This is a genomic window from Pontibacter kalidii (assembly GCF_026278245.1).
Classification (GTDB): Bacteria; Bacteroidota; Bacteroidia; order Cytophagales; family Hymenobacteraceae; genus Pontibacter; species Pontibacter kalidii.
The window spans coordinates 1587678-1611449 of the sequence record NZ_CP111079.1 but is presented as its reverse complement, the minus strand read 5'-3'; the positions used below and the strand labels follow the sequence as shown (position 1 = coordinate 1611449).

Here is a 23772-nt window from a genome sequence, read left to right as displayed (position 1 = left end):
TTTTATAAGGTAGGGATGGAGGCTTTTGTCGATACGTAAAATCTAGTCTGAAGACTCTCACGCACGATGCGTATCCGGTTGGACACCTGTGTCAGGTTGTACCCTACGTTTCAAAATCAGCATAACTTAGGGTATCGACCCTAACCAGCAGCCTTAGAAAGGATAGCCGATGCCAATCTGCAGGGTACTCTGGTTGTTGCGGGTAAAGAAGTCGGTCAGATTAAACCTGGGGAGCACGAAGCGGTCCTCTTTCCACTGAGCCGGATCGTATACTTTGGTGGCGAAGTCGAAGCGCAGGATAAGCACCGAAAGGTCGAAGCGGAGGCCGAACCCTGTGCCTACGGCAAGCTCCTTGTAAAATCGGTTGAACTGGAAATCAGCACCAGGCCGGCCTTGATTCGGCTCCAGCAGCCATACGTTGCCGGCATCCACAAAAAAGGCACCGTTAATAAAGCTGAACATGTTAAAGCGATACTCCAGGTTAGCCTCCAACAGCACCTCGCCGGGCTGCTCGAGGTTGTAATCGCGTACGATCTTCTTATTGCCCTCTTCATCCTCTACCACTGTAAGTGCGGCATAAGAGCCCAGCCCCAGGCGACGCGACTGCCAGGCCCGCACACTGGAGGCCCCACCAGCAAAGAAGAACTTATCGTACGGTAGCGTATTGCCGCTGAACATAGGGGATGCGACGCCTGCGTTGATGCGGTACACAAAATAGCGCTGCCCGCCCAAAGGGATGTACCGGCGATAGTCCGGGTTAATGCGGCCGTACTGATAGGTGCGCAGGTTGTTGATGTCCAGGTTCAGGCCGAGCTCCTTCGTCAGGCCACCCAGTTCCACTAAAGTGCGGAAGAAGTGCGCGTTGCGGGTCTGGGTAAAGTCGTTGGTGTTGTAGATGAAGTTAAAGCCCACGAAGGAGATGATACCATCGTCGAAACTGCCGAGCAGGGAACGGCTGCCGGTGCTGTTATTCTCCAGCCTGCTTCTGAACTCCTGGTCCTTGATGTCGCCCTGCACGATGTTAAAGTTGACGGGCGAAAGGATGAACTGCATGACCGGCGGCTGCAGCGGGCTGCGGGACCGTTGCCAGATGTAATCAAGCCCCAGCTCATAAGTAGACCGCACATACTCCTGCCGGTCCTCACTGTTGTAGCCGGTACTAAAGCGTGTACGGGGGCTGAACTCCGAAAGCAGGTTCTTGTTCGTGAACGGGAAAAGTATCACCGGGAACGACAAAGAGGTGTTTGCCCCAAATTCCTTGATCATCACGGCCTGGTCCGGGTCGCTGAGGCTGGCCTGGTACTCTATGCCGCCCCTGATGCCGAAGTCCAGGTTCTCGGCCCCTCCGAAAACGTTGCGCACGCGCAGCGTCAGGCTGGAGAAAGGACCGGGCCGCTTCTCGGTAAAGTTCATCCCCAGTTCCGCCGTCTCCTGAAACTTCTTGGCGGGCAATGCATTCACCAGGGCAATTAACTCATAAGTTGAATCAGTGGGACTTTCTACCTTGTTATAGAACACGTTGTTGAACTGGAAAACATCCAGGTCGGAAAGCCTGCGCTGCGTCGTTAACGTACGGAGCTGGCTATAGCGCTGGCCTGGGTAGATATCGATTTTCTTGTCCAGGATCAGCGGGCTGTACTTGTGGTTATAGGCCACGTACTTTATGCCATTATACTCCACCGTGTCGCGCGGGATACCGAAGCGGTCTGCATCGGTCTTAAAGTATACATCCTTTATGGTGTATACTTTGTGCGTCGAGTCCTGCTCGGGGCTTTCGATGATGGTCTTGACGCGGGCGGTGTTCTGGGCATAACTGGTGTCCACCTCAAACTCTATGTAGGCCCGGGCGAAGTCATAGTAGCCGCGGTTCTTCAGCAACTCATACAGGCGGTCGCGCTCCAACGTCAGCTGCTCCTCGTCGTAGCGTTCTTCAAGCTGCAGCAGCGAGCGGGGCTCGCTGCGCTTCACGATCTGCAGGATGCGCGGGTCTTCTATATCGTAGCTAAGCTCCGCGTAGCGGTAAGGCTGGTTTTCCTCGATGTTGATGTCGATGTACAGGAGTTTATCCTTCTTTACCTGCTTGGAATAATCAGCGCTGTGGTTAAAGTAGCCCTTCGAATTCAGGTAAATCTCGATCTGCTCCATCGTCTCCTGCATGCGCAGCGAGTCGTAAATGGCGGGAGGCTCGCCCAACTGCATCACAAAATTGCCTTCCTGTAGTTTATCCTCCAGGCGCTCTACCCGTGCGTTATACTTGTTGCGCAGCTTGTTTACTTTCACGGAGTCGGTGCCGGCCTCCTGTATCTTGGTGGCCATCCGTTTCTCTTGTTTCGCTATCCGCTCCCGAATATTTTGCGGATCATAAAACTTTTTGCCGAAATTGTAAAGCGCCAGGTAGGGGGTGGAGCCCAGCACCATGCGGTTGGGCCGTTGCTGGTAAAGGTTCTGAATGGCAGACGGATCCACGGATTCCAGCCCCTTTGGCTCCATACTTACAAGCAGCTTCTCGCCCTCGCCCAGGTTCTTTGTCGGGATGCAGGCGTTCAAGCCCAGCATTGCAAAACTCAGGGCGGCTATGTATAATCGTGATCTCAAACGTGTACCAGCTATGTTGTCGAAAGCAGTTGTAAAGTATATTAAATCGTTGCAAGTAAAAAAATACCGCAACCAACACCAAGCCTTTGTGGTGGAGGGAGCCAAAAGTGTGCTGGAATTAGTACAGTCAGACTTTGCGCTGCAGCACCTTTTCGTGACCGAGGACTTCCTACGGGAACATACCGCTCTCCTTGCCAAAGGTTTAAAATACGACGTGGTGACCGAGGAGGAGCTCGTAAAAGCCGGCACGTTTTCGAGTAACAACGCCGCCCTGGCCGTGGCAAATATGAGGCAGCTACCGCCACTGCAAATCAGCCCGTCCGAGCTGGTCATCGCCCTCGATGACATCCGCGACCCCGGCAACCTGGGCACCATCATACGCATCGCCGACTGGTACGGCATCAAACACGTGGTCTGCTCCGAAAACTGCGCCGACTTTTACAACCCGAAGGTGATTTCCTCTACCATGGGCTCGTTTACGCGCATCCGGGTATACTACCTCGATCTACCGGGCTGGCTGCAGCAGCACACCGGCAAGTATAAGATCTATGGCGCCGCCCTAAACGGCGAGAACCTGCACCGCATGCAGCTCAAGCCCGAGGGGATTGTGGTGCTGGGGAACGAGGCCAACGGCATCCGGCCCGAGGTGGCGCAGCAGGTGAATCAGCTCATCAAGATTCCGGCTTTCGGGGGGGCAGAGTCGCTGAACGTGGCCACGGCAACTGCCATCATCATCGATAACTTCAGGCGCAACAGTTAAAACAAAAAAGGAGCCTGCTACAGCTCCTCTTTTTCTCACCTTACTAAAAAACACTTTTATACGTTAGTAGAACAACCTCACGCCAAAGCTGATCACGTTTGTGTTCGGACCGCGGTTATCCTTGAACAGGTCATTCATGTTATACTTGGCGAACAGATCCAGTCCACCGTACCCAATCACGCCTTCCACACCGTAATGGAAATCGCTGAGGTTAAAACTGTCGCGGGTCTTGTCTTTCTCGGTCTTGCCGTCCTCTTCATACTTTAACTTGGTATGGCTGCCCAGGCGGTAGCCTACAAACGGACCGGCACCGATCGTAAAGCCATCCTTTCCGTTGTCTCGCTTAAACTCCAGCGTGGCCATCAGCGGCAGGTTCACCGTGGAGTGGGTCAGTTTTGATTTTTCGAAGTTTCGCTCCGGGTCCACCGTGAAATAAGTCACGTTATCAATGTCCTCCACCACGATGTCATCTTCGAACATGTAGTTATTGAAGGCGAACTCCAGGCCGGACACCAGGTGGAACGGGCTCTTGCGGCCACCAATCTGCGACTTGAGGCGCATGTTCAGGCTCACGTAACGCGATCCCCACGGCCTCAGGTCCGCCATGCTGCGGCCCTGCTCGGTGAAGGCGTTAAAGCCCAGGTCCATGTCAAAGCCGACGTTGGTTGCCTTATAGGACTCTACCTCTCTCACCTGGCGGAGACTGTCGCGCTCGTGCCGCGTCGGCATGTCCACGTTCACGGTGGTGTTCTCTCCGTCTTCCTCCACGTCCACCTTTATCTTAAAGACCTTGTTGAGGACCACCTCATGCGTCTCCTTCTTTACCTTGCCCGTCTGCGGGTCCTCTTCCTGCACCGTAATGGTCACCTGCTCCCCCTGGCCACCTTCCGCCTCCGACCTGTTAAAGGTCACGGTCATCTCCTTCGACGCCTGGTTGGAGCTCTCCATCTGGTCTACGCGCTCCACGTATTTGGTCAGTTCCCGCATCAGCGAGTCGAGGCTGTAGTTCTGGAAAGCCTGCAGTTGCTGCATATTCTCCAGGTGCAGGATCATGGTGGCGCCGTTAGCCATTTTCACCACAATAGTATCCTGTTCGGTGGCATTGAGTCGCTCTTTCAGGGTGTTGCCGCCTTTGGCAGACACACCGGTAGCGGCGGCCATGCAAATGGCCAGTACGAGTAGTAGTATCCGTTTCATGTTGTTGGGTTTAGAGATTGATCACTTTTGAGATTTTCTGCTTGCCGATCTGTGTTTCCAGTGCTACCCGGTCGGCCCGGATGCCCAGTTCCTCCAGCTCCACGCCATCGCCGGAGGCCAGGTTACGCACCTGCTTGAAGATGTTCTTGGCCAGTGCCTTTCTGCTGTTGCCGCTGCCAGGCTGCTCCGTCTCTTGCGGCAAGGACGTTTGGGTAGCAACAGCTCGCTTGATAATGATCTCCACTGGCTCGGCGTTGAGGTTGGCGCTGGCAACGGCTGCAGGCTTTGTTACCGGTTCCACAGCTGCGGCAGGTACTCCTGGTGTTATATTGGCTGCGATGGCCGGCTGCACATCTTCCTTAGGTGCCTTTTTTACAGGAGCATTAGCCGGGTGGAGTTGCTGCACCGCTTTAGGTGTAGCCTTGGCGATGGCTCGCTGTTTAACAGGTTCCTTTGCAAGGGTAGATGCAGACGTTGCCGCGTCGGTTGCCTGGGGGGATAGCTTTTTTTCTGTTCCTGGCAAATCTGCTTCGGAGGCCTCCTTCTGGGCCATCATACCCTCCATAGAGGTTGCCTCTGGCGCAGGTATACGTATAGGCTCCACGTCTGGCCTATGCTCTGGCAGCGTGCTATCATACTTGGTGATGGCCCCGTTGATCTCCGGCGTGCCCGTGTTGATGTTATAGAACACCAGACCTACTGCCAGTAGCAGCGACAACGTGGCCGCCACGGAGGAGTAGATCCACATAAAACGCTGCTTGCCGCTTTTCTGCTGCTCCGCCTCCGGCGTCAGCAGTGCAAGAGGCTTTTCTCCCTCATCCTCCATGCGTGCCTGCAGGCGGTTCCAGAGGTCGGCGGGAGGGGTGGGAGAGGTATTACCCAGCCGCTCCTTAAATAACTTGTCTATGTCTTCTGGTTTCATCTTTCGTCCTCCTTCTTTAACTGGCGATAGCTTCCTGCCCCTCCAGCCTGCGTTGCAGCATGGCGCGTGCCTTGCTCAACTGCGACTTTGAAGTGCCCTCGGTAATCCCGAGCATATCAGCTATCTCCTTGTGTGCATATCCTTCTATGGCATACAGGTTAAAAACTGCCCTGTAGCCCGCGGGTAAAGTTCCCAGCAGCTCCAGCAACTCGCCCTCGGCCAGATCGTGGTCGGCACCGGTTGGGGTGGCCACCTGTATATAGGTGTCTTCCATGGCCAGGTGCAGCGGCTCCTTTTTGCGCAGAAAAGCCAGTGCCTCGTTCACCATAATCCGACGCACCCAGCCCTCAAAGCTGCCTTTGCCCTCGAAACGGTCTACGTGCTGGTAGATCTTCATAAACCCGTTCAGCAGCGCCTCCTCTGCATCCATCTGGTTCTTCAGGTAGCGCAGGCAAACGCCATACATCTGCGAGGCAAAGCGCTCGTACAGGAACTTCTGTGCCTTCCCGTCTGCCCGTTGGCACCCTGCTATCAGTTCTGCTTCTGTCACGCTTTGTAAAGGTTTAATCTATAGTTGTCTTCCGTTTTCAAGAGGAGCGTTTGGTTGCTCTTTACCCTTTAGATGCAGGGTAGCCATGGTGTGGTTGCCTGAGGATGTATAAATTTTCATCTTTTTTTTGTGATGCCCAAAACGTAGGCTATAAATACCTAAATATCAACTATAAAATTTTGAAGACATCCCTTTAGTTTGAGGCTGAATGAGTAATAAGTATGGATTTATGAGCCCTGTGCCTTACTTTTGCCTTCATGAGGACCGCAACACTGCTCATGTCGCTTATTATGTTTTGGATGGCCTGGCAGCCATGCACGGACATAATAATGTCTGAGCATGAGCACGCCCAGCAGGTAGTGGACCCCGCCCACACCACCGGCGAGAGCCCTTTCCATGAAGATACCTGCCCGGTTTTCTGCGCCTGCACCTGCTGCGCTACCCTGACAGTGACAAACGAGTTCACGCAGCTGGTCTTCAGAACATTTGTAGAACCGCAGGCAAAGCCAGTGCAGCTGGCGGCGGAGCAGGAAAAACACATTGCCTTTGTGCTGTGGCACCCGCCACGGCAGCTCGTTTAATTTCTTCTTTCCCCGGAGTAAGTATAAAACTCCTCTGACTGGATTTATACTTTGCTGGTGCCGCACAGGCGATCCATTGTGCGGCAGCAATATGCTATTCCGGGCTGTCAATCCTAAGAATTAAACTGCATATCATGTTTCAAAAGATTATTAGTTTCTCCATTCATAATAAACTGGTGGTGGGGCTGATGGTGCTGGCATTGGTAGTGGTGGGTATTTACAACCTTACCAAACTACCCGTAGATGCCGTGCCCGACATCACCAACAACCAGGTGCAGGTGGTCACTTCCTCGCCCACGCTGGCTGCCCAGGAGGTAGAGCGCTTTATCACCACACCCATAGAAATTGCCCTGGCCAACGTGCCCGATGCCATCGAGATGCGCTCGGTGTCGCGCTTTGGTCTATCTGTTATTACCGTTGTCTTTGAGGACGGCGTAGACATTTACCTGGCCCGCCAGCTCATCAAAGAACGCCTCGATCTGGCCGTAGAAGAGATCCCACCCGGAGTGGGCACACCGGAAATGGCCCCTGTCAGCACCGGCCTCGGGGAGATTTACCAGTACACCATCCACGTGAAGGAAGGCAGCGACAAGGAGTATAGTCCTATGGAGCTGCGCACCGTGCAGGACTGGATCGTGCGCCGGCAGCTGCTCGGCACGCCCGGCGTAGCTGACGTGAGTAGCTTTGGCGGCTTTTTGAAAGAGTATGAGGTAGCCCTGAACCCGGACCGCCTCCGCAGCCTGAACCTAACCGTGCCCGACGTGCTGGAGGCTATCAGCAGGAATAACGAAAACACCGGCGCCGCCTACATCGAGAAGAACAACAGCGCGTTCTTTATCCGGGGCCTGGGCATGGTGAGTGAGCTCGAGGACATTGAGCAGATTGTGATCAACAACCGCAACGGTGTGCCGGTACTGGTAAGCGATGTGGCCGAGGTGAAGTATGGCCATCCGGTGCGCTACGGCGCGCTTACCCGCAACAATGAAGGCGAAGTGGTGGGCGGCATCGTGCTCATGTATAAAGACGCCAACTCCTCTCAGGTGATCAAGGCAGTGCAGGAGCGGGTAGAAACTATCCAGGCTTCGCTGCCGGAAGGGCTGGTGATCGACGCTTACCTCGACCGCAGTGAACTGGTCGACAGAGCCGTGAACACCGTCATTAAAAACCTGGTAGAGGGGGGCCTGATCGTAGTGTTTGTGCTCGTGCTCATGCTCGGCAACCTGCGGGCCGGCTTGGTGGTGGCCTCCGTTATTCCGCTCTCCATGCTCTTTGCTATTACAATGATGAACCTCTTCGGCGTATCAGGCAACCTGATGAGCCTGGGCGCAATCGACTTCGGTTTAATTGTGGACGGCTCAGTCATCATTGTGGAGTCGGTGCTGCACTTTATCGTGGCCAAGAACGCCAAGCTGCCGCTCCGAAAACTCACCCAACGAGAAATGGACCTGGAAGTAGAAAGCGCAGCCTCCAAGATTATGAACTCCGCCGCCTTTGGTATGATCATCATTCTGATCGTCTACCTACCTATTCTGGCGCTGGTAGGCATTGAGGGCAAGATGTTCCGGCCGATGGCGCAAACGGTAAGTTTTGCCATTATCGGCGCGCTCATCCTCTCGCTTACCTACGTGCCCATGATCTCCACACTGATCCTGAGCAAAAAGACAAAGCACAAGCGCAACATCTCTGACCGCCTCATGGAAAAGATCATGCACTACTACCAGCCGGTCATTAAATTTGCCCTGCGCAGCAAAGCCCTGGTCCTGGGTACGGCGCTAGGCCTGCTCGCCGTCAGCCTGGTAGTATTCAGCCGCATGGGGGGTGAGTTTATTCCGCAGCTGGATGAAGGCGACTTTGCCATGGACCTGCGCCTGGTGCCCGGGGCATCGCTTGAGCAAACGGTGCAAACCACCCTTAAGGCCAGCGAGATACTGCAAAAGAATTTCCCGGAGGTGAAGGAAGTGATCGGAAAAATAGGTACGGCCGAGATTCCGACAGACCCCATGCCCATAGAGGCTGCTGATGTAATGATCCTGCTCAAACCGCGCGAGGAATGGACTAGCGCCAGCACCCGTGAGGAACTGGCCACCAAGATGGATTCCGCGCTGCAGGTACTGCCGGGCGTGAACTATGGCTTCCAGCAGCCTATCCAGCTGCGCTTCAACGAGCTGATCACCGGTGCCCGACAGGATGTGGCCGTTAAGATCTACGGCGAGGACCTGGACGAGCTGAGTGCACTGGCAAGCGAGGCAGAGCGCTTGATTCGGCCAGTACAGGGTGCGCAGGACCTGTTTGTGGAGGAAGTAACGGGATTGCCGCAGATTGTGGTGGAGTACAGGCGCGAGCGCCTGGCCCAGTATGGCCTGCAGGTGATGGATGTGAACCGCGTGCTGCGCACCGCTTTTGCCGGCGAAACCGCAGGATCGGTATACGAGGGGGATCGCCGCTTTGACCTGGTGGTGCGCTTGCAGCAGGACTACCGCCAGAACCTGAACGATATCGAAGATCTCTTCGTGCCGCTGCCGAACGGCGGGCAGGTGCCGCTGCTGCAGGTGGCCGACATCCGCGTGGAGAATGGCCCGATGCAGATTTCCCGCGAGGAAGGCCGCCGCCGCATTGTAGTTGGCTTTAACGTACGCGATCGCGATGTAGAGTCGATTGTGGAGGAAGTGAAGCTAAAACTGGAGCGGGAGCTAAAATTGCCGGCCGGCTACTACATCACCTACGGGGGCCAGTTCGAGAACCTGGTAAACGCCAAGCAGCGCCTGCAGATCGCGGTGCCGGCAGCGTTGCTGCTCATCCTGGTGTTGCTGTACTTTACGTTTAGGTCGATGAAACAGGGGCTGCTCATATTCACGGCCATACCACTGGCTGCGATCGGCGGTATCTTTGCCCTCTGGCTGCGCGATATGCCGTTCAGTATATCGGCCGGTGTTGGCTTCATTGCCTTGTTCGGCGTGGCGGTGCTGAACGGCATCGTGCTGATCGGCTACCTGAACCAGCTGAAGCGCGAGGGGTGGGACAATGTGTATGAACGGGTAATCGAGGGCACAACCGTGCGCCTTCGTCCGGTGCTTATGACGGCCTCTGTGGCAGCGCTTGGCTTCCTGCCGATGGCGCTTTCCGGATCAGCGGGGGCCGAGGTGCAGCGGCCACTGGCTACTGTCGTGATCGGAGGCTTGGTGACCTCTACTTTGCTGACGCTGGTGGTGCTGCCAGTGCTCTACTATATCTTTACATCCAGAGAGGAGAAGAAAACACAAGCTTTTAAGGTACACCCGGTTGTGCTGCTTCTCTTAAGTATAGGTTTATACTTTGGCGGTGGGCTTTCCACACAGGCGCAGGAGGCGCCGCAGCAGCTGGACCTGCAGGGCGCGCTGCAATACGCGCGGGAGAACAACCCCACGCTTCGTGCCGCACAGCTGGAAACCGAGCGGCAAAGGGCCCTGAAGGGAGCGGCCTATGACCTGCCCAAAACCAGCCTGAACTATAAGCGCGGCCAGGTGAGCACCGCGGAGACAGATGAGGAGATCACCGTGACGCAGCAGTTCGCATTCCCGACCGTGTACGGGCGGCAGGCCAGACTAGCTGATGCGCATGCCTCTCAGGCGGAGATAAGACAACGGCTGACGGAGCGGCAGGTGCTGCGCGACGTAAAGCTTGCTTTCGAGCAATGGCAGCACATGCAGGCCAGGCGCCAGCTTATACTGGCACAGGACTCGCTTTACGCGAATTTCGAGCGGGCTGCCCGGGTAAGGGAACGCGCCGGCGAGACGGGTGCCCTGGAGCGGGCCACAGCCGAGGCCAAGCGCCTGGGCATGAAAGCCGAGCTGGCGCAGGCCACCGCTGACGCAACGATGGCCGAAACACGCCTTCGCCAGCTGCTGAACGCCCCAGAGGGGGCTATTAGCTTTGTCGTGGCCCCGCAGCAGAAGTATACATCCGAAGTATTAACCGACACATCCACCGCACACGTATGGCTGCAGCTGCTGCAGAGCGAGGTACAGGTGGCCCAGCAGGAGACCAAGCTTGAAAAAGCAAGGCTGCTGCCCGACTTTAGCATCGGCTACTTCAACCAGACATTTATCGGCGAGAGCCCGGCGCTGGACCCGTCACGGGTTTACGGCAACTCCGACCGCTTCACAGGCGTGGAGGCCGGCATTTCGGTGCCGCTATGGTTTGGGGCGCAGAAATCTCGGATTACGGCCGCACGTCTGCATGAGCAGGCGGTAGAGAAGCAAGCGGAGGCGCGGGAGCGTAGCCTCGAAGCCGACCTGAAGAACGCGCTGCAGGAGCTGGAGAAGCAGGCGCAGCAACTCCTGTATTACGAGCAGGGGGCGCTGCAACAGGCAGCCCAGCTCGAGAAGGCCGCTGACATCAGCTTCAGGCTAGGAGAGGTAGATTATGTGGAGTTTGTGCAGGCCATGGAGCAGGCCTATACGCTACGCCTGCAATACCTCAACGCCCTCCTGCACTATAACCAGAGCATCATCAACCTACAGTATTTAACCGGAGAAGAATAAACATGAGACAATATATAATACCGGCAGCACTCGCTGCCATACTTTTCACTACCGCTTGTTCCGAGCAAACGCAGACCAAGCCGGAGACAGCAGCAGCAGAAGCCCCCACTGTAGCCACAGAACCAGATGTCGTACAGTTCTCCCAGCAAATGCAGCAGGTGAGCCAGGTGGAGGTAGGCCCCCTGGAGGAGCGAACCCTTTCTGCCCGTGTGCCTGCAAAAGGCCAACTGTCGTTGCCGCCGCAGGGGATGGCCAGTGTCAGCCCGCTGATAGGGGGCATGGTACGCAGCATCCACGTGATTGAAGGTGATTTTGTACAGAAAGGAAAGGTGCTGGCCACCATCGAGAACCCGGAACTGCTACAATTGCAGGAGGCTTACCTCTCGGCGAGCAGCCAGCTTGGGATGGCGCGGCAGGAGTATGAGCGCCAGAAAATGCTTTCGGAGGAACAGGTTGGCGCCCTGCGAAGGTACCAGCAGGCCACCAGCGAAGTAAAAGTGTTGGAGGCAAAGCTGAATTCACTGCGGGAGCAGTTGCAAACGCTGGGCATCTCGCCTAAGAACGTAGAGAACGGGCGCATCACGCGCACCCTCAACCTCACGGCCCCTATTTCGGGCTACGTGCAATCCATCGCCATTAACCTGGGTACGTTTGCGGAGCCAAACCAGCCTGTGCTGCAGATTATTGACGACAGGCACCTGCACCTGGACCTGAATGTGTTTGAGAAAGATTTCTCACAGCTGGAGAAAGGGCAGAAGGTGGTCTTTTCGCTGCCAAACGTGTCAGGGAAGGAGGTAGAGGCAGAAATCTTCGCCATCGGCAAATCGTTTGAGGGGGAAACCCGCGTGGTGCCGGTGCACGCCGAGATAAAGAATAACCAGAACAAAGGCCTGCTGCCGGGCATGTACATCAACGGCCATATCCTGACGGGTAAGCATACTGCGCTCTCGGTTCCGGAAGAGGCGATCGTCTTGTACAGGAATAAAGCTTACGTCTTTCAGCAGCTCAGCGAAAACACCTTCAAGATGATACCTGTGGAGACGGGCGTCACAGAAAATGGCTTTACCGAAGTCCGTTTAGAGGAAGTACTGCCCCTGGACGCGCAGGTGGTACAGAAAGGGGCCTCGTTTATACTTTCAGAGAAGATGAAGTCTGAGGTGGCGGAAGAATAGTCGCTTTGACAAACCTCTAAAATCAGAAACGGCTCCCCAGAGATGAGGAGCCGTTTCGTGTTATGAAAATCAAATTTTCAACTTTTAGCCATACTTAATAACGGGAGTGGTTTTAGAAGGTTACATAACGGCTAAATATTTCTGATTTTTTTCAGACTAGCCCAAATTTATACTTCTGTGGCGACCGTTTCTTCCTGCAAGATCGGCCCCAGCACCTCCCAAACGTTCTTGGCCAGGATCTTTTGTCCCTCCTCTGTCGGATGGATGCCATCGCCCTGGTTCAGGTCAGCCTCACCGCCCACGCCTTCCAGTAGGAAAGGGACCAGCGCCACGTTCTCCTCCTCGGCCACACGCGTAAACACCTCCCGGAAATCTTTTGAATACTTCTGGCCCATACTTGGCGGCATCTGCATACCTGTAAGTATGATCTTTACATCCGGGTTGCTGGCGCGCACTTTCTGGATGATGGCCTTGAGGTTTGCATACGTTTCTTCCGTGGAAATGCCGCGGAGGCCATCGTTGGCGCCTAACTCCAGTACAAAAACGTCGACTGGTTGTTTCTTCAGCAGCCAATCGATGCGGCTCTTGCCTCCAGCCGTGGTTTCGCCGCTCAAGCCGGCATTCACCACCTTGTAGGGCAAATCCAGAGAGTCGATGCGCTGCTGTATAAGCCCCGGGAACGCCAGGTCAGGCTTATCCAGCCCATAGCCGGCCGTAAGGCTGTTGCCGAAGAAAAGGATGATCTGCGTCTCCGCCTCAGCTTTTGCATCGGCACCGGCGGCGGCACGCGTCTCTTTCTCCGCAGCTACTTGCTCATTTGGCTGGCCTTCGCTGCAACCGTACAAGGTGACTAGGGCCGCCACTGCGAGGGTTAAAAATTGATTCTTTATCGTCATCGTTTATTTTTTCCTAAATTTATACTTGCCTTGTGCTAAACCTATAACGTACCCAAAGAGTTATTTTGTTCGGAGGATGCGCCTGTAGCGTTATACTTTGCACGGGCCCCTTGCTACATCAACCTAAAACCAAACAGATCAAAGTGCCTACCATACTTGAAATTAAAGACCTGAAGAAGACCTACGACAGCGGCGACCGACACCTGACGGTGCTGCAAGGTATAAATTTTTCCTTAGAGGCCGGAGATGTCTGTGCTATAGTGGGACCTTCCGGCAGCGGTAAGACCACGCTACTGGGCCTTTCGGCCGGCCTCGACAGGGCCTCTTCCGGATCCGTTATACTGAATGGCATCAAACTAGACGACCTTTCGGAGGACGAGCGGGCGCAGGTGCGCAACCAGTATGTGGGGTTTATTTTCCAGAACTTCCAGCTTATCCCCACGCTCACCGCTCTGGAGAACGTGATGGTGCCCCTGGAGCTGCGTGGTGAGCGCAATGTGCAGCAGCAGGCGATGGATTTGCTGGCCCGCGTGGGCCTTGCGGAGCGGGTCGACCATTACCCTACCCAGCTTTCCGGCGGGGAGCAGCAGCGGGTTTCGCTGGCGCGGGCCTTCTCCAACAGGCCGGCCATACTTTTTGCGGACGAGCCCACCGGTAACCTGGACGAGGAGACCGGAGAGCGCGTGGAGAAGCTGCTCTTCGACCTGAACCGGGAGGCTGGCACCACACTGGTGCTGGTGACGCATGACCTGGAACTGGCCGCTAAGACAGACCGTATCATCCGCATTAAAGGCGGCACGGTGGTCTCAGACGAGGTTACCTCTCTGGTTAATAAAGGGTAACAACTGAACTTGTAAATCGCTGCTTCACCCAAACCCCTCACTCCATAACAAGATACCGTGTCCGATACTATCATACATTTACCCGGAAAGCGACCGCTGCGGCTGCGCTGGCTCCTGAAAATGGCCTGGCGCGACAGCCGCCGCAACAGAGGCAGACTGGCTCTTTTCATCTCGTCCATCGTGCTGGGCATTGCGGCGCTGGTGGCCATTAACTCTTTTGCCGATAACCTCCGCGCCGATATCGACCGGCAGGCGAAGTCCCTGATCGGGGCGGACCTGGTGATTGCCGCAAACAAGGAGATAGAGCAAGACCAGCAGCAATTGCTGGATTCCATTGCCGTGGGCGGCGATCGCTCCGATGAAGTGCGTTTTGTGTCGATGGTGCAGTTTAAATCCACGGGCGGAACCCGGCTGGTGCAGGTGCGCGCGCTGGAGCGGGGCGGGTTTCCGTACTACGGCGCCATCGAGACGGAGCCTCAGAGTGCCAGCCGTACCTTTCGGGAGGAGGGTCGTAAGGCGCTTGTAGACCAGACCTTGCTGCTGCAGTACAACGCCAAGCCCGGCGATTCAATTCAGGTGGGCAACCAGACCTTCGAGATTGCAGGAGCCTTGCACAAAATCCCGGGCCAAACGGCCATGACCGCCACCGTTGCGCCAGCCGTGTACATACCGCGCCACTACCTGGAGGAAACAGGCCTGGTACAGAAAGGCAGCCGTGTGAGCTACTACCACTACTATAAACTACCCGAAACCACCGACCCGGACAAGCTGGTGAAGCGGCTGGAGAAGCGGCTGGACGAGGCCGGCTTTGGCTACGACACCATCGAGAGCCGCAAGGAAAGCACCGGGAAATCGTATGAGGACCTGGCCCGTTTCCTGGCGCTGGTGGGCTTTGTGGCGCTGCTGCTCGGCTGCGTGGGCGTGGCCAGCGCCGTGCATGTATACATCCGCGAGAAACTGGCAACCATTGGCGTGCTCCGCTGCCTGGGTGTGAGCGGCAAACAAGCTTTCCTGATTTATTTGTTCCAGGTGATCGTTATGGGGCTCATCGGCTCTGTGGTGGGCGCTATACTGGGCAGCCTGATCCAGTTATACCTGCCGGAGCTGTTTAAAACCTTCCTTCCGGTGGAGGTAACCGTGGCGGTGTCGTGGGCAGCCATCGGGCAGGGTATCGCCATTGGCGTGGTGGTGGCCGTGCTTTTTGCGCTGCTTCCGCTACTCTCTATCCGCAATATTTCCCCGCTGATCACGCTGCGGGCGGGCATAGAGCATGTTTCAAAACAGAAGGATAAATTGCGCTGGGGCGTATACGTCCTCATCGTAGCCTTTATTTTCCTGTTCTCCTACTTCCAGCTGGGTACCTGGCTGCAGGCGCTAGCGTTTACGGGCGGGGTGTTTGTAGGCTTTGTGGTACTGGCCCTGATTGCCAGGCTCATGATGTGGGCAGTGAAGCGCTTCTTCCCGGTACACTGGGGCTATGTGTGGCGCCAGAGCCTGGCCAACCTGTACCGGCCAAATAACCAGACGTTGCTGCTCACGGTCTCCATCGGACTGGGTACCGCGCTTATCGCCACGCTGTTTCTTATGCAGCGCATCCTGCTGAGCGAGGTAGCCTTTGCCGCCAGCGAGAACCAGCCTAATATGGTGCTGTTCGATATTCAGTCCGCGCAGAAGGAGGAAGTAGCCAACCTGGTCAGGCAACAGGGACTGCCCATCCTGCAGTCGGTGCCGGTAGTGACGATGCGCCTGGAGGAAATAAACGGCCTGACCGGTGCCGATGTGCGGGCCGATACAACATTGGGCATCTCGGAAAGAGCTTTTACCCGGGAGTTCAGGGTTACCTACCGTGACTCACTCATCAGTTCCGAAAAGACGGTGGAGGGAACCTGGCAGGGAGAAGTCACGAACCAAAGTGCTGCCATACCTATCTCTATAGAAGAAGGTTATGCTGAGCGGCTTAAAGCCGGGCTTGGGGACACGCTGATCTTTAACGTGCAGGGCGCGCTGATTCCGACTGTGATCACCCATCTGCGGGAGGTCGAGTGGAACCGCGTGCAAACCAACTTCCTGCTGCTGTTCCCGAAAGGGGTGCTGGAGGAGGCACCACAGTTCCATGTGCTCATGACACGCACGGACACCGACGAGCAGGCGGCAGTGTTCCAGCAAACCCTCGTACGTCAGTTCCCTAACGTATCCGCCATCGACCTGGGGCTCATACTCGAAACGCTGGATGATATACTGGGCAAGATCTCCTTTGTGATTCGATTTATGGCCCTCTTCAGCATTAGCACGGGGTTGCTGGTACTCATCGGCTCCATCAACAACAGCAAATACCAGCGGGTGCAGGAAAGTGTGCTGCTCCGCACGCTGGGCGCCAGCCGGAAGCAGATCCTGGGGATTAACGCCTTCGAGTACCTGCTGCTGGGCGCCCTGGCTGCGGGTACGGGCATCATCCTTTCTGTGGCGGCCAGCTGGGCCTTGGCTGTGTTTAGCTTCGAGGTAGCTTTCGTCCCTGACCTGTCGCCGCTGTTGCCAGTCTTCATTGGTATTACGGCCCTCACGGTCTTTATCGGGATGCTCAATAGCCGGGGCATTTTGAACCGCCCGCCGTTGGAGGTGCTAAGGCGGGAGGCAGCTTAAACCTAGAAGTATAAAGGGCGGGAGTGTTTCCTTCTCTTTTTTGTCATCTTAGAAAAGCGTCACGGGAGTTGACTTGAAATTATAGGCATTCTACATACGGAACGCAGTTAAGCTTCTTTTTATACTTTACATAGGGGCCCGGGTGTGCTGCTATACCCGGGCTCTTGCCGTTTTAAACCAGCAAGTCCAGAAGCAAACCTCACGTTATACTTTAAACCTCGGCCATAACATCCAAAACGCCAGCACTTGCTACTAAACAATACCGCTTCATCAAACAAGTATAACTTAATTGTGCTGGTGTTGGTACAATCATATACCTATAATCATCTAAAAATAAGCCAGCATAAGGTATAAACTATGAAAACAATGAAAGACAAGAACAAGGAAAAAACGGTACTAATCACTGGAGCCTCCAACGGCTTCGGTATGGAATTCGCCAAGCTCTTCGCGCAGGATGGGTACAACCTGGTATTGGTGGCGCGTAGCACAGAACGCATGCGAAAGCTTGGCCATTACCTGCAGGACCAGCATCAACTGGAGCATGTATGCATAATTACGGCAGACCTTACACGCCCGGAAGCGGCACGTGAAGTATACGAAGAGGTGCACAACGCCGGCCTGCAGGTCGATGTCCTGGTCAATAACGCCGGCGCCGGAGTGCATGGCATGTTCTTCGAAACAGACCTGGAGCGCGAAAAGGCGATCATCCAACTCAACATCACCACACCGGTGGAACTGACAAAGCTTTTCCTGCCTGAAATGAAGCACCGCAACGAAGGAAAAATCCTGAACCTGGCCTCTGTCGTGTCATTCATGCCTTCCCCGCTGATGGCCATCTACGGAGCAAGCAAGGCATTTATGCTGTCTTTCTCGGAGGCGCTATCCAATGAACTGAAAGACACCGCGATTACCGTAACAGCCCTTTGCCCCGGGCCCAGCAACACTATGTTCTTCCTCAGGGCTGGTGCAGCCCACACCCGCGCCGCCAACGGTAGCCTTTCGGAGCCGGAAGAAGTGGCCAGGGACGGCTATGAAGCGCTCATGAAGGGCGAGACGCGCATCATTTCAGGCCTCAAGAACAAGCTGCAGGCTACCAGCGCTAACCTGATGCCCGACATGGCCCTGGCCGCCAGTATGCGCCACCTGATGGAGGAGGAGCCGACTGAAGCGGGAGAAAGCCCTACCGGAACGGCAAAATATGAAGAGGAGGAGATCACCCGGTAAAGACCGGCTCACGTATGAAAAAGCCCCGGCACACCTCTTGCGTGAGCCGGGGCTTTTGTTTTCAGACAGGTATAAAAGCAAAGCAGGGATCTTTTATCAAGATCCCTGCTTATTCAAGACATAGACAACAAATGCCATCTGCCCTTGTTTCTTTGATATACGGAACTGCTTTTCGCAGGTTTTGCTTTTTAGGATAATATCATACTTTTTAATAACTATCCGTTGCCAGCATCACCAACGTGCAATGATGCAGTGTTTCGATGTTAGCCTGCTGCGCCATTTCCTCCAGCTCACGGTTTTCCGTGCCAGGGTTAAAAATAATGCGCTTGGGCTTCAGATTCAGGATGTAATCGTACCACACCGGTTGGTTGCGTGGCCCCACGTACAGCGTCAGGGTGTCCACATCTGCAATAGCCTCCGATTTATCGGTAATGATCTGTTTGCCCCCCACCTCTGCGTTCTTTATACCTACCGGCACCACCTCATGGCCGTGTTGCTGCAGCCGGTGCACCGCCTTATAGGCATAGCGTGATGGGTTATCGGAGGCGCCTAATACAACAGTCTTTTTCATATCTCAAGTTAATTCATGTTCACTGATAGTATACTATTGTACTTTGGGTTGGATGGAAAAGTTAAAACACAGCCGCATCCGCTTAAATAACAAACCTCATAATGAATTAGCCTTTTGAGGTTTATACAAGGGTGGTTTATACTTTAGTTTAGCATTACGCCGGCTCTTACCGCTGCTTTCTCGGCACAACGCTCCCCATCCATGGCCGCAGATACGATACCCCCGGCATAACCGGCTCCCTCGCCGCAGGGGTAAAGCCCTTTTACCTGCACATGCTCCAGCGTATCGCGGTCACGGGGGATGCGAACAGGGGAGGAGGTGCGGCTCTCGACACCCACGATTTGCGCCTCGTTGCTCAGGTAGCCGCGCATCTTGTTGCCGAAGGCCTTGAATCCCTCGCGCAGTCGATAGGCCATATCCTCGGAGAAAAGCTTACTCAGGTCTACTGACACCAAGCCTGGCTGGTAAGACGTGTCGAGAAGCTGCTTGCTTATTTTACGGTCGACGAAATCCTTCAGCAGCTGCGCCGGGGCCGCCTGTGTGCCGCCGGCCATGTCGCAGGCCTTCTGCTCCAGCGCCTGTTGCATGCGCAAGCCGGCCAGCGGGCCATACTTCTCCAGCTCCATATCCTCCAATTCAATGGCTACGACAATGCCAGAGTTAGAAAATTTAGAATCTCGGCGGCTCGGCGACATGCCGTTTACCACCACTTCGCCGGGAGCTGTGGCTGAGGGAACGATAAAACCTCCCGGGCACATGCAGAACGAAAAGATGCCGCGCTGTTTGCCGTTGTAATGCGTCTGGTGTACAAGGGAGTAGGACGAAGCTGGCAAGTATGGCCCGCGGTCCTCGCATTTATACTGTATGCTGTCTATCAGTTGCTGCTGATGCTCCACGCGTACGCCCATGGCAAATGGCTTCGCCTCTATGGTGATGCCTGTATGGTGGAGCAGTTCAAAAATATCGCGGGCACTGTGGCCGGTGGCAAGTATAACAGACTCGCCGGTATACTCCTGCCCATCCTGCGTGACCACACCGTGCATTTCACCATTCTCAAGTATAAAATCAGTGACACGCTTGTCAAAATGCACTTCGCCGCCAGCGTCGCGGATCGTCTCCCGGAGGGCCTCAATTATTTTAGGCAGTTTGTTGGTGCCAATGTGCGGGTGGGCATCAAAGAGAATGTCGGGCGTAGCGCCGTGCTGCACAAAGATCTGCAGGATGCGCTGCAGGTCACCGCGTTTTTTGGAGCGGGTATACAGCTTGCCGTCAGAATAAGTGCCGGCACCGCCTTCGCCAAAGCAGTAGTTCGAGTCGGGGTTTACGGTATGCTCTTTATTAATAGCGGCCAGATCGCGGCGGCGGCGGCGCACGTCCTTCCCGCGCTCCAGCACCACGGGCTTCAGGCCCAGCTCGATGCAGCGCAAGGCCGCAAAAAGGCCAGCCGGGCCGGCCCCTACGATCACCACACGTTTACTATGGGTAACATCGGGGTAAGTATAAACCGGAGCGATAATGTCGGCAGGAGGGGTGTCCAGGTACACATCGGCCCGCACGCGCACCTGTACCTGGCGCCCACGCGCGTCGATGGAGCGTTTTACCCGGTGCAGGAATTTCACATCCTCCGGCTGCACCCGGGCACTTTTCAGAAGCTCCCTTTCTAACTGTTGGGCATCAAATGCCAGCTCTGGCGGAAACACCAGGTCCAATTCCTTCTTTCTCATCTATAACAGGTAAGGTAGTTAGCCTTAAACTTTTAAATTAATTATGAATGGGTGATTGAGTGGATGACTAAATATTACGTTGCCGCTCAACCGAACTATAAAATGACAAGTTTATACCTAAAAACATTCCAACAATTCACGCAATCACTCCTTCAGAATTCAAAATTGTTACATATCTCCATTCAGTACCTTGTCAACCCAGCCTTTGCCCCATTCCTCTATTTCCTGCTCGGTGTAAAGCTCGGGGTAAAAAATGCGTTTCTGGAAGCGTGGCGGCAGGTATTTCTGCCAGTTGGTTCCCCCGGTGGCGGCGATCACGTCCGGGTCGCGCTGCAGGTAGCGCACGGCGGACTTGTAGTGCATCAGCGGCCAGTTCACGTTTACGTTGCTGTCGAGGTCGCGCAAGGCATGCTTTAGCTTCGGGTTCTGCTGGTCCGCTTCCGGCAGGTTCTTGTAAACCTGCCACACGTTCTTGTCGGCATACTCTTTGGCAAAGCTGATGAGCTGCGTGGTATACTTTTCCTCGAACTGCACCAGTGTCAGCGTTTTGGCCCCGGAGGCCACCTCCGTGGCGCCCTCTTTCCAGTAAATGCAGCCGATCATCTCCTCGTGCGTGCTTTCCAGGCCCAGCACAGAGCGCTTGGCCTTATCCACCAGGTTGCGCAAATCGGTGGAGGCAATCTCAATCAGGCGGTACTGCACCGATTGGAAGCCGCTGGCCGGCATCAGCGCCATCCGGAATTGGAGGAACTGTTTCGGGTCCATGCCGTCTACCATCACATCAAAGGAATTGATCAGGTTATCGAAGTAGCGGTTGATCCGCTTCAACCTACGAATAAGCACATCCACCGTAATGTCCTTGTCCTCACCAATCTGACGGTACTCCTCCAGGCATAACTTAAAGTATAGCTCCGTGATCTGGTGGTACATGATGAAGATCTTTTCATCCGGAATATTGGTGCGGGGGTTCTGCAGGCTCAGGAGCGTGTCCAGGTGAATGTAATCCCAGTAGGAGAGGAAGCTGGTGTGGTACAAACCTTCCAGGTAGGCTGCCAGGTCCTGCCCCAGCGGCACGTATTTCTCCTCCAGCCGCTTGAGCTGCTCCAGCACTTCAGGTTTAAAAGAATGCTCCATCTGCATGTAGGTTTAGGTGAGGTGGTTTCCGCAAAATTAGCAAAACATTTAAAGGCTGCTGTAAACCCGCCATTTTTGTCTTACATTGATGGCACGGGATGGTTAAAATTTCACGCCGGCAAAAACATAAACTACTGTGGCAGACTGGCTTTACTTTATAGGTATCCGCACAGCGTTTGTAGATATAAAGACGGTGTTTGTAGAAATAAGGCTAAATTAAACCCGGAATAGCGCAAAGCTGCCACATAATTGCTAAATTTGGTTTTCACGATATTGAGCGTATGGCTGAGAAAAGTAGTGTTTTTGACATGATCGGGCCAGTGATGATAGGGCCATCCAGTTCGCATACGGCTGGGGTGGTACGTATTGCCAGAGCTGCCATCCGTATCCTGGGCACCGCCCCGGAGGAGGCAGTCATCACCTTTTACAACTCCTTTGCCCGCACCTATGAGGGCCACGGAAGCGACCGCGCCATCGTAGCCGGCCTGCTGGACTTTAAAACGGACGACAAGCGCATTAAAGAAGCGTTTGACCATGCCAGGGAGCGCGGGCTGAAGTATAGCTTCCGCTCTGTTGGGAATGCCTCTACCATGCACCCGAACACCATTAAGCTCAACCTGAAGGCCGGGGAGCGTGAGGTGGAGGTGATCGGGCAAAGCCGCGGGGGAGGCGTAATTCAGATTGTGGAGGTAGACGGCTTTACCGCCAGCTTCTCTGCTAACCTCCACACTTTGATTATTGACGCCGAAGACAAAAAGGGGAGCATTGCCTTCATCGCCTCCATTTTGGCGCATGACGACTGCAACATTGCCACCATGAGCGTGAGCCGAAAGGGAAAACATGAGCGGGCACGCCAGTTCATAGAGATGGACTCCGGCATAAAACCGATTACCTTGGAGTACCTCAAACAGCTCAGCTGGGTACAGCACGTTGTCTATATTCCGAATATTGACCTATAAGAGAAGTATCTATAAATCTATGAAGAGAACAACTAAAAGCTTGTTGCTGGCTATGGGTTTTTCGCTGGCTGGCGCCTCTGGCGCCTGGGCCCAGCAGGACCCGACCGGTGATGGCGTGTGGACGCTGCAGGAAGCGGTGGAGTATGCCAACGTCAACAACCTGCAGGTGCGGCGAACCAAACTGAGCCGGGGCCTTTCTGAAACGGACCTGAAGCAGGCCAGGTTCAGCCGGCTGCCCTCCATAAATGGAAGCTCCTCCTATAATTTCAACTATGGTACTTACGTAGACCCGACCACCTCGGACCTGCGCTCGGAACAAAGCCAGACAAACAATTTCCAGCTCAGCGCCTCTGTGCCGTTGTTCATGGGGTTTCAGCAAATAAACTCCATCAAGCAAAACGAGCTGGAGCTGCAGGCTGTGGAGCAGGAGGTGCTCTCGGCACAGAACGACATCACCATACAAATTGTCACCTCCTACCTGAACATACTTTTCGCTAACGAGCTGATCAAGATAGCGCAGCAGACACGGGAACTGACAAAACAGCAGCTCGAACGCACGAGGATTCTTTTCGAGGCTGGGAGTGTGGCGGAGAACTCCGTACTGGACCTGGAGTCGCAGTTGGCTGCCGATGAGCTGGAGCTTATAAACGCTGAGAACCAGCGGGAAATCTCCAGGCTGGCGTTGATGCAGTTGCTGAACCTGCCCGCCTCGCAGGAGTTCCAGATCGAGATACCCCAGATCCCAGAGCCGGACCAGGACCCTGTGCTGTTAAGCGGGGACCAGGTATACGATGTGGCGGTTCAGACGCTGCCGGCTATAAAGGCCGCTGATCTGCGTATCCTAAGTGCCGCAAAGGCCCTGGATGTTGCCCGGGGAGCCTATTACCCGCGCCTGTCCATGTTTGGCAGCCTGAATACTTTCTACTCCAGTGCCCGGGATTTCCGTTTTCCTGTAACAGGCCCCTTGCAGGAAACCCCTATCGGTTTCCTCGACTCTGAGGGCACGGTTCCTTTTGTGGTTTACTCGCCCTCCACTTCGTTCAGAAGGGAGCCCTATGAATACTTCGATCAGCTCAAGGATGGGGTAGGCAAGGGCTTTGGCTTTTCGCTGCAGGTTCCCATCTTCAATGGTTTTCAGGTTCGCAGCAATGTACAACGCGCCAAGCTACAGCAACAGGATGCGCAGATAAACGCGGACATTGCCCGCAACAACCTGCGCCAGACCATCGAGCAGGCCTATGTGGATGCCGTAGCTGCGCAGCGCAGGTATGCAGCTGCCAAAGAACAACTGCGGGCAGCTGAAAAGAACTACAGCAACGCACAATTACGGTTAAATGCAGGTGTGATCAACACGGTGGACTTTAACATCATTGCCAACACGTTCCGTGCTGCGCAATCTAACCTGTCGCAGGCCAAGTATGAATACACGTTTAAACTTAAGGTCCTGGATTTCTACCAGGGCAATGACATCTCTTTCTAAACAAC

General features: G+C 54.9%; 17 protein-coding genes. 9 read left to right on the top strand and 8 right to left on the bottom strand.

Features of this window, described 5'->3' with window-relative positions; all coding sequences use genetic code 11:
• Positions 1-153 precede the first annotated feature (153 nt).
• Positions 154-2595, bottom strand: coding sequence for a translocation and assembly module lipoprotein TamL (gene tamL / locus OH144_RS06915; protein WP_266205569.1), 2442 nt, complete (start codon positions 2593-2595; stop codon positions 154-156).
• Between the two features lie 13 nt (positions 2596-2608).
• Between tamL and OH144_RS06910 the strand changes: the two genes are divergently transcribed.
• Positions 2609-3355: a TrmH family RNA methyltransferase gene (locus tag OH144_RS06910; protein WP_266205568.1), complete on the top strand. Its 747-nt coding sequence runs from the start codon at positions 2609-2611 to the stop codon at positions 3353-3355.
• Between the two features lie 63 nt (positions 3356-3418).
• On the opposite strand, the gene OH144_RS06905 is transcribed toward OH144_RS06910, so the two are convergent.
• The 3 genes from OH144_RS06905 to OH144_RS06895 are packed head-to-tail and all read right to left on the bottom strand — an operon-like array spanning position 3419 to position 6024.
• Positions 3419-4552 (bottom strand): outer membrane beta-barrel protein, encoded by a 1134-nt coding sequence (locus OH144_RS06905; protein WP_266205567.1) that lies wholly within the window; start codon positions 4550-4552, stop codon positions 3419-3421.
• Positions 4553-4562: 10 nt separating this feature from the next.
• The gene (locus OH144_RS06900; RefSeq protein ID WP_266205566.1) at positions 4563-5474 is read right to left on the bottom strand and encodes a hypothetical protein; all 912 of its coding nucleotides are present in this window, start codon (positions 5472-5474) and stop codon (positions 4563-4565) included.
• A 16-nt stretch (positions 5475-5490) separates the two neighbouring features.
• Entirely contained in the window at positions 5491-6024 is a 534-nt protein-coding gene (locus OH144_RS06895) for an RNA polymerase sigma factor (RefSeq protein WP_266205565.1), read from the bottom strand.
• Between the two features lie 329 nt (positions 6025-6353).
• Between OH144_RS06895 and OH144_RS06890 the strand changes: the two genes are divergently transcribed.
• The 3 genes from OH144_RS06890 to OH144_RS06880 all read left to right on the top strand — a co-directional run bounded on the left by OH144_RS06890 (position 6354) and on the right by OH144_RS06880 (position 12297).
• Positions 6354-6605 carry a hypothetical protein gene (locus tag OH144_RS06890; protein WP_266205564.1) on the top strand — a complete coding sequence of 84 codons (252 nt, stop codon included), beginning with the start codon at positions 6354-6356 and terminating at the stop codon, positions 6603-6605.
• Between the two features lie 134 nt (positions 6606-6739).
• Positions 6740-11125 (top strand): CusA/CzcA family heavy metal efflux RND transporter, encoded by a 4386-nt coding sequence (locus tag OH144_RS06885; protein ID WP_266205563.1) that lies wholly within the window; start codon positions 6740-6742, stop codon positions 11123-11125.
• A 2-nt stretch (positions 11126-11127) separates the two neighbouring features.
• Positions 11128-12297 (top strand): efflux RND transporter periplasmic adaptor subunit, encoded by a 1170-nt coding sequence (locus OH144_RS06880; protein WP_266205562.1) that lies wholly within the window; start codon positions 11128-11130, stop codon positions 12295-12297.
• Between the two features lie 167 nt (positions 12298-12464).
• Here the strand turns inward: OH144_RS06880 and OH144_RS06875 are convergent, their stop codons facing one another.
• Entirely contained in the window at positions 12465-13193 is a 729-nt protein-coding gene (locus OH144_RS06875) for an arylesterase (RefSeq protein WP_266205561.1), read from the bottom strand.
• Positions 13194-13336: 143 nt separating this feature from the next.
• Here OH144_RS06875 and OH144_RS06870 point away from each other — a divergent pair, with 143 nt between their 5' ends.
• The 3 genes from OH144_RS06870 (at position 13337) to OH144_RS06860 (ending at position 17899) form a co-directional block, all read left to right on the top strand.
• Positions 13337-14035 (top strand): ABC transporter ATP-binding protein, encoded by a 699-nt coding sequence (locus OH144_RS06870; protein WP_266205560.1) that lies wholly within the window; start codon positions 13337-13339, stop codon positions 14033-14035.
• Between the two features lie 57 nt (positions 14036-14092).
• Positions 14093-16675, top strand: coding sequence for an ABC transporter permease (locus OH144_RS06865; RefSeq protein WP_323134781.1), 2583 nt, complete (start codon positions 14093-14095; stop codon positions 16673-16675).
• Positions 16676-17032: 357 nt separating this feature from the next.
• A complete protein-coding gene (locus OH144_RS06860) occupies positions 17033-17899 on the top strand; it encodes an SDR family NAD(P)-dependent oxidoreductase (protein ID WP_266205559.1) in 867 nt (288 codons plus the stop codon).
• 208 nt (positions 17900-18107) lie between these two features.
• Here OH144_RS06860 and OH144_RS06855 read toward each other — a convergent pair whose 3' ends face one another.
• The 3 genes from OH144_RS06855 to OH144_RS06845 form a co-directional block, all read right to left on the bottom strand.
• Positions 18108-18470 (bottom strand): CoA-binding protein, encoded by a 363-nt coding sequence (locus tag OH144_RS06855; RefSeq protein ID WP_266205558.1) that lies wholly within the window; start codon positions 18468-18470, stop codon positions 18108-18110.
• 143 nt (positions 18471-18613) lie between these two features.
• Entirely contained in the window at positions 18614-20194 is a 1581-nt protein-coding gene (locus OH144_RS06850; RefSeq protein ID WP_266205557.1) for an NAD(P)/FAD-dependent oxidoreductase, read from the bottom strand.
• Positions 20195-20362: 168 nt separating this feature from the next.
• On the bottom strand, positions 20363-21328 hold the full coding sequence (locus OH144_RS06845; protein ID WP_266205556.1) for a tryptophan 2,3-dioxygenase family protein: 966 nt from the start codon (positions 21326-21328) through the stop codon (positions 20363-20365).
• A 281-nt stretch (positions 21329-21609) separates the two neighbouring features.
• Between OH144_RS06845 and sdaAB the strand changes: the two genes are divergently transcribed.
• On the top strand, positions 21610-22287 hold the full coding sequence (sdaAB, locus tag OH144_RS06840) for an L-serine ammonia-lyase, iron-sulfur-dependent subunit beta (RefSeq protein WP_266205555.1): 678 nt from the start codon (positions 21610-21612) through the stop codon (positions 22285-22287).
• A 19-nt stretch (positions 22288-22306) separates the two neighbouring features.
• Positions 22307-23767: a TolC family protein gene (locus OH144_RS06835; protein ID WP_266205554.1), complete on the top strand. Its 1461-nt coding sequence runs from the start codon at positions 22307-22309 to the stop codon at positions 23765-23767.
• Positions 23768-23772 lie beyond the last annotated feature (5 nt).

Coding starts and splice junctions, on each gene's coding strand:
- OH144_RS06910 (WP_266205568.1), top strand. CDS start 2,609: ATGTTGTCGAAAGCAGTTGTAAAGTATATTAAATCGTTGCAAGTAAAA.
- OH144_RS06845 (WP_266205556.1), bottom strand. CDS start 21,328: ATGGAGCATTCTTTTAAACCTGAAGTGCTGGAGCAGCTCAAGCGGCTG.
- OH144_RS06850 (WP_266205557.1), bottom strand. CDS start 20,194: ATGAGAAAGAAGGAATTGGACCTGGTGTTTCCGCCAGAGCTGGCATTT.
- OH144_RS06900 (WP_266205566.1), bottom strand. CDS start 5,474: ATGAAACCAGAAGACATAGACAAGTTATTTAAGGAGCGGCTGGGTAAT.
- OH144_RS06880 (WP_266205562.1), top strand. CDS start 11,128: ATGAGACAATATATAATACCGGCAGCACTCGCTGCCATACTTTTCACT.
- OH144_RS06885 (WP_266205563.1), top strand. CDS start 6,740: ATGTTTCAAAAGATTATTAGTTTCTCCATTCATAATAAACTGGTGGTG.
- OH144_RS06860 (WP_266205559.1), top strand. CDS start 17,033: ATGAAAACAATGAAAGACAAGAACAAGGAAAAAACGGTACTAATCACT.
- OH144_RS06855 (WP_266205558.1), bottom strand. CDS start 18,470: ATGAAAAAGACTGTTGTATTAGGCGCCTCCGATAACCCATCACGCTAT.
- OH144_RS06875 (WP_266205561.1), bottom strand. CDS start 13,193: ATGACGATAAAGAATCAATTTTTAACCCTCGCAGTGGCGGCCCTAGTC.
- OH144_RS06905 (WP_266205567.1), bottom strand. CDS start 4,552: ATGAAACGGATACTACTACTCGTACTGGCCATTTGCATGGCCGCCGCT.
- OH144_RS06835 (WP_266205554.1), top strand. CDS start 22,307: ATGAAGAGAACAACTAAAAGCTTGTTGCTGGCTATGGGTTTTTCGCTG.
- sdaAB (WP_266205555.1), top strand. CDS start 21,610: ATGGCTGAGAAAAGTAGTGTTTTTGACATGATCGGGCCAGTGATGATA.
- OH144_RS06890 (WP_266205564.1), top strand. CDS start 6,354: ATGTCTGAGCATGAGCACGCCCAGCAGGTAGTGGACCCCGCCCACACC.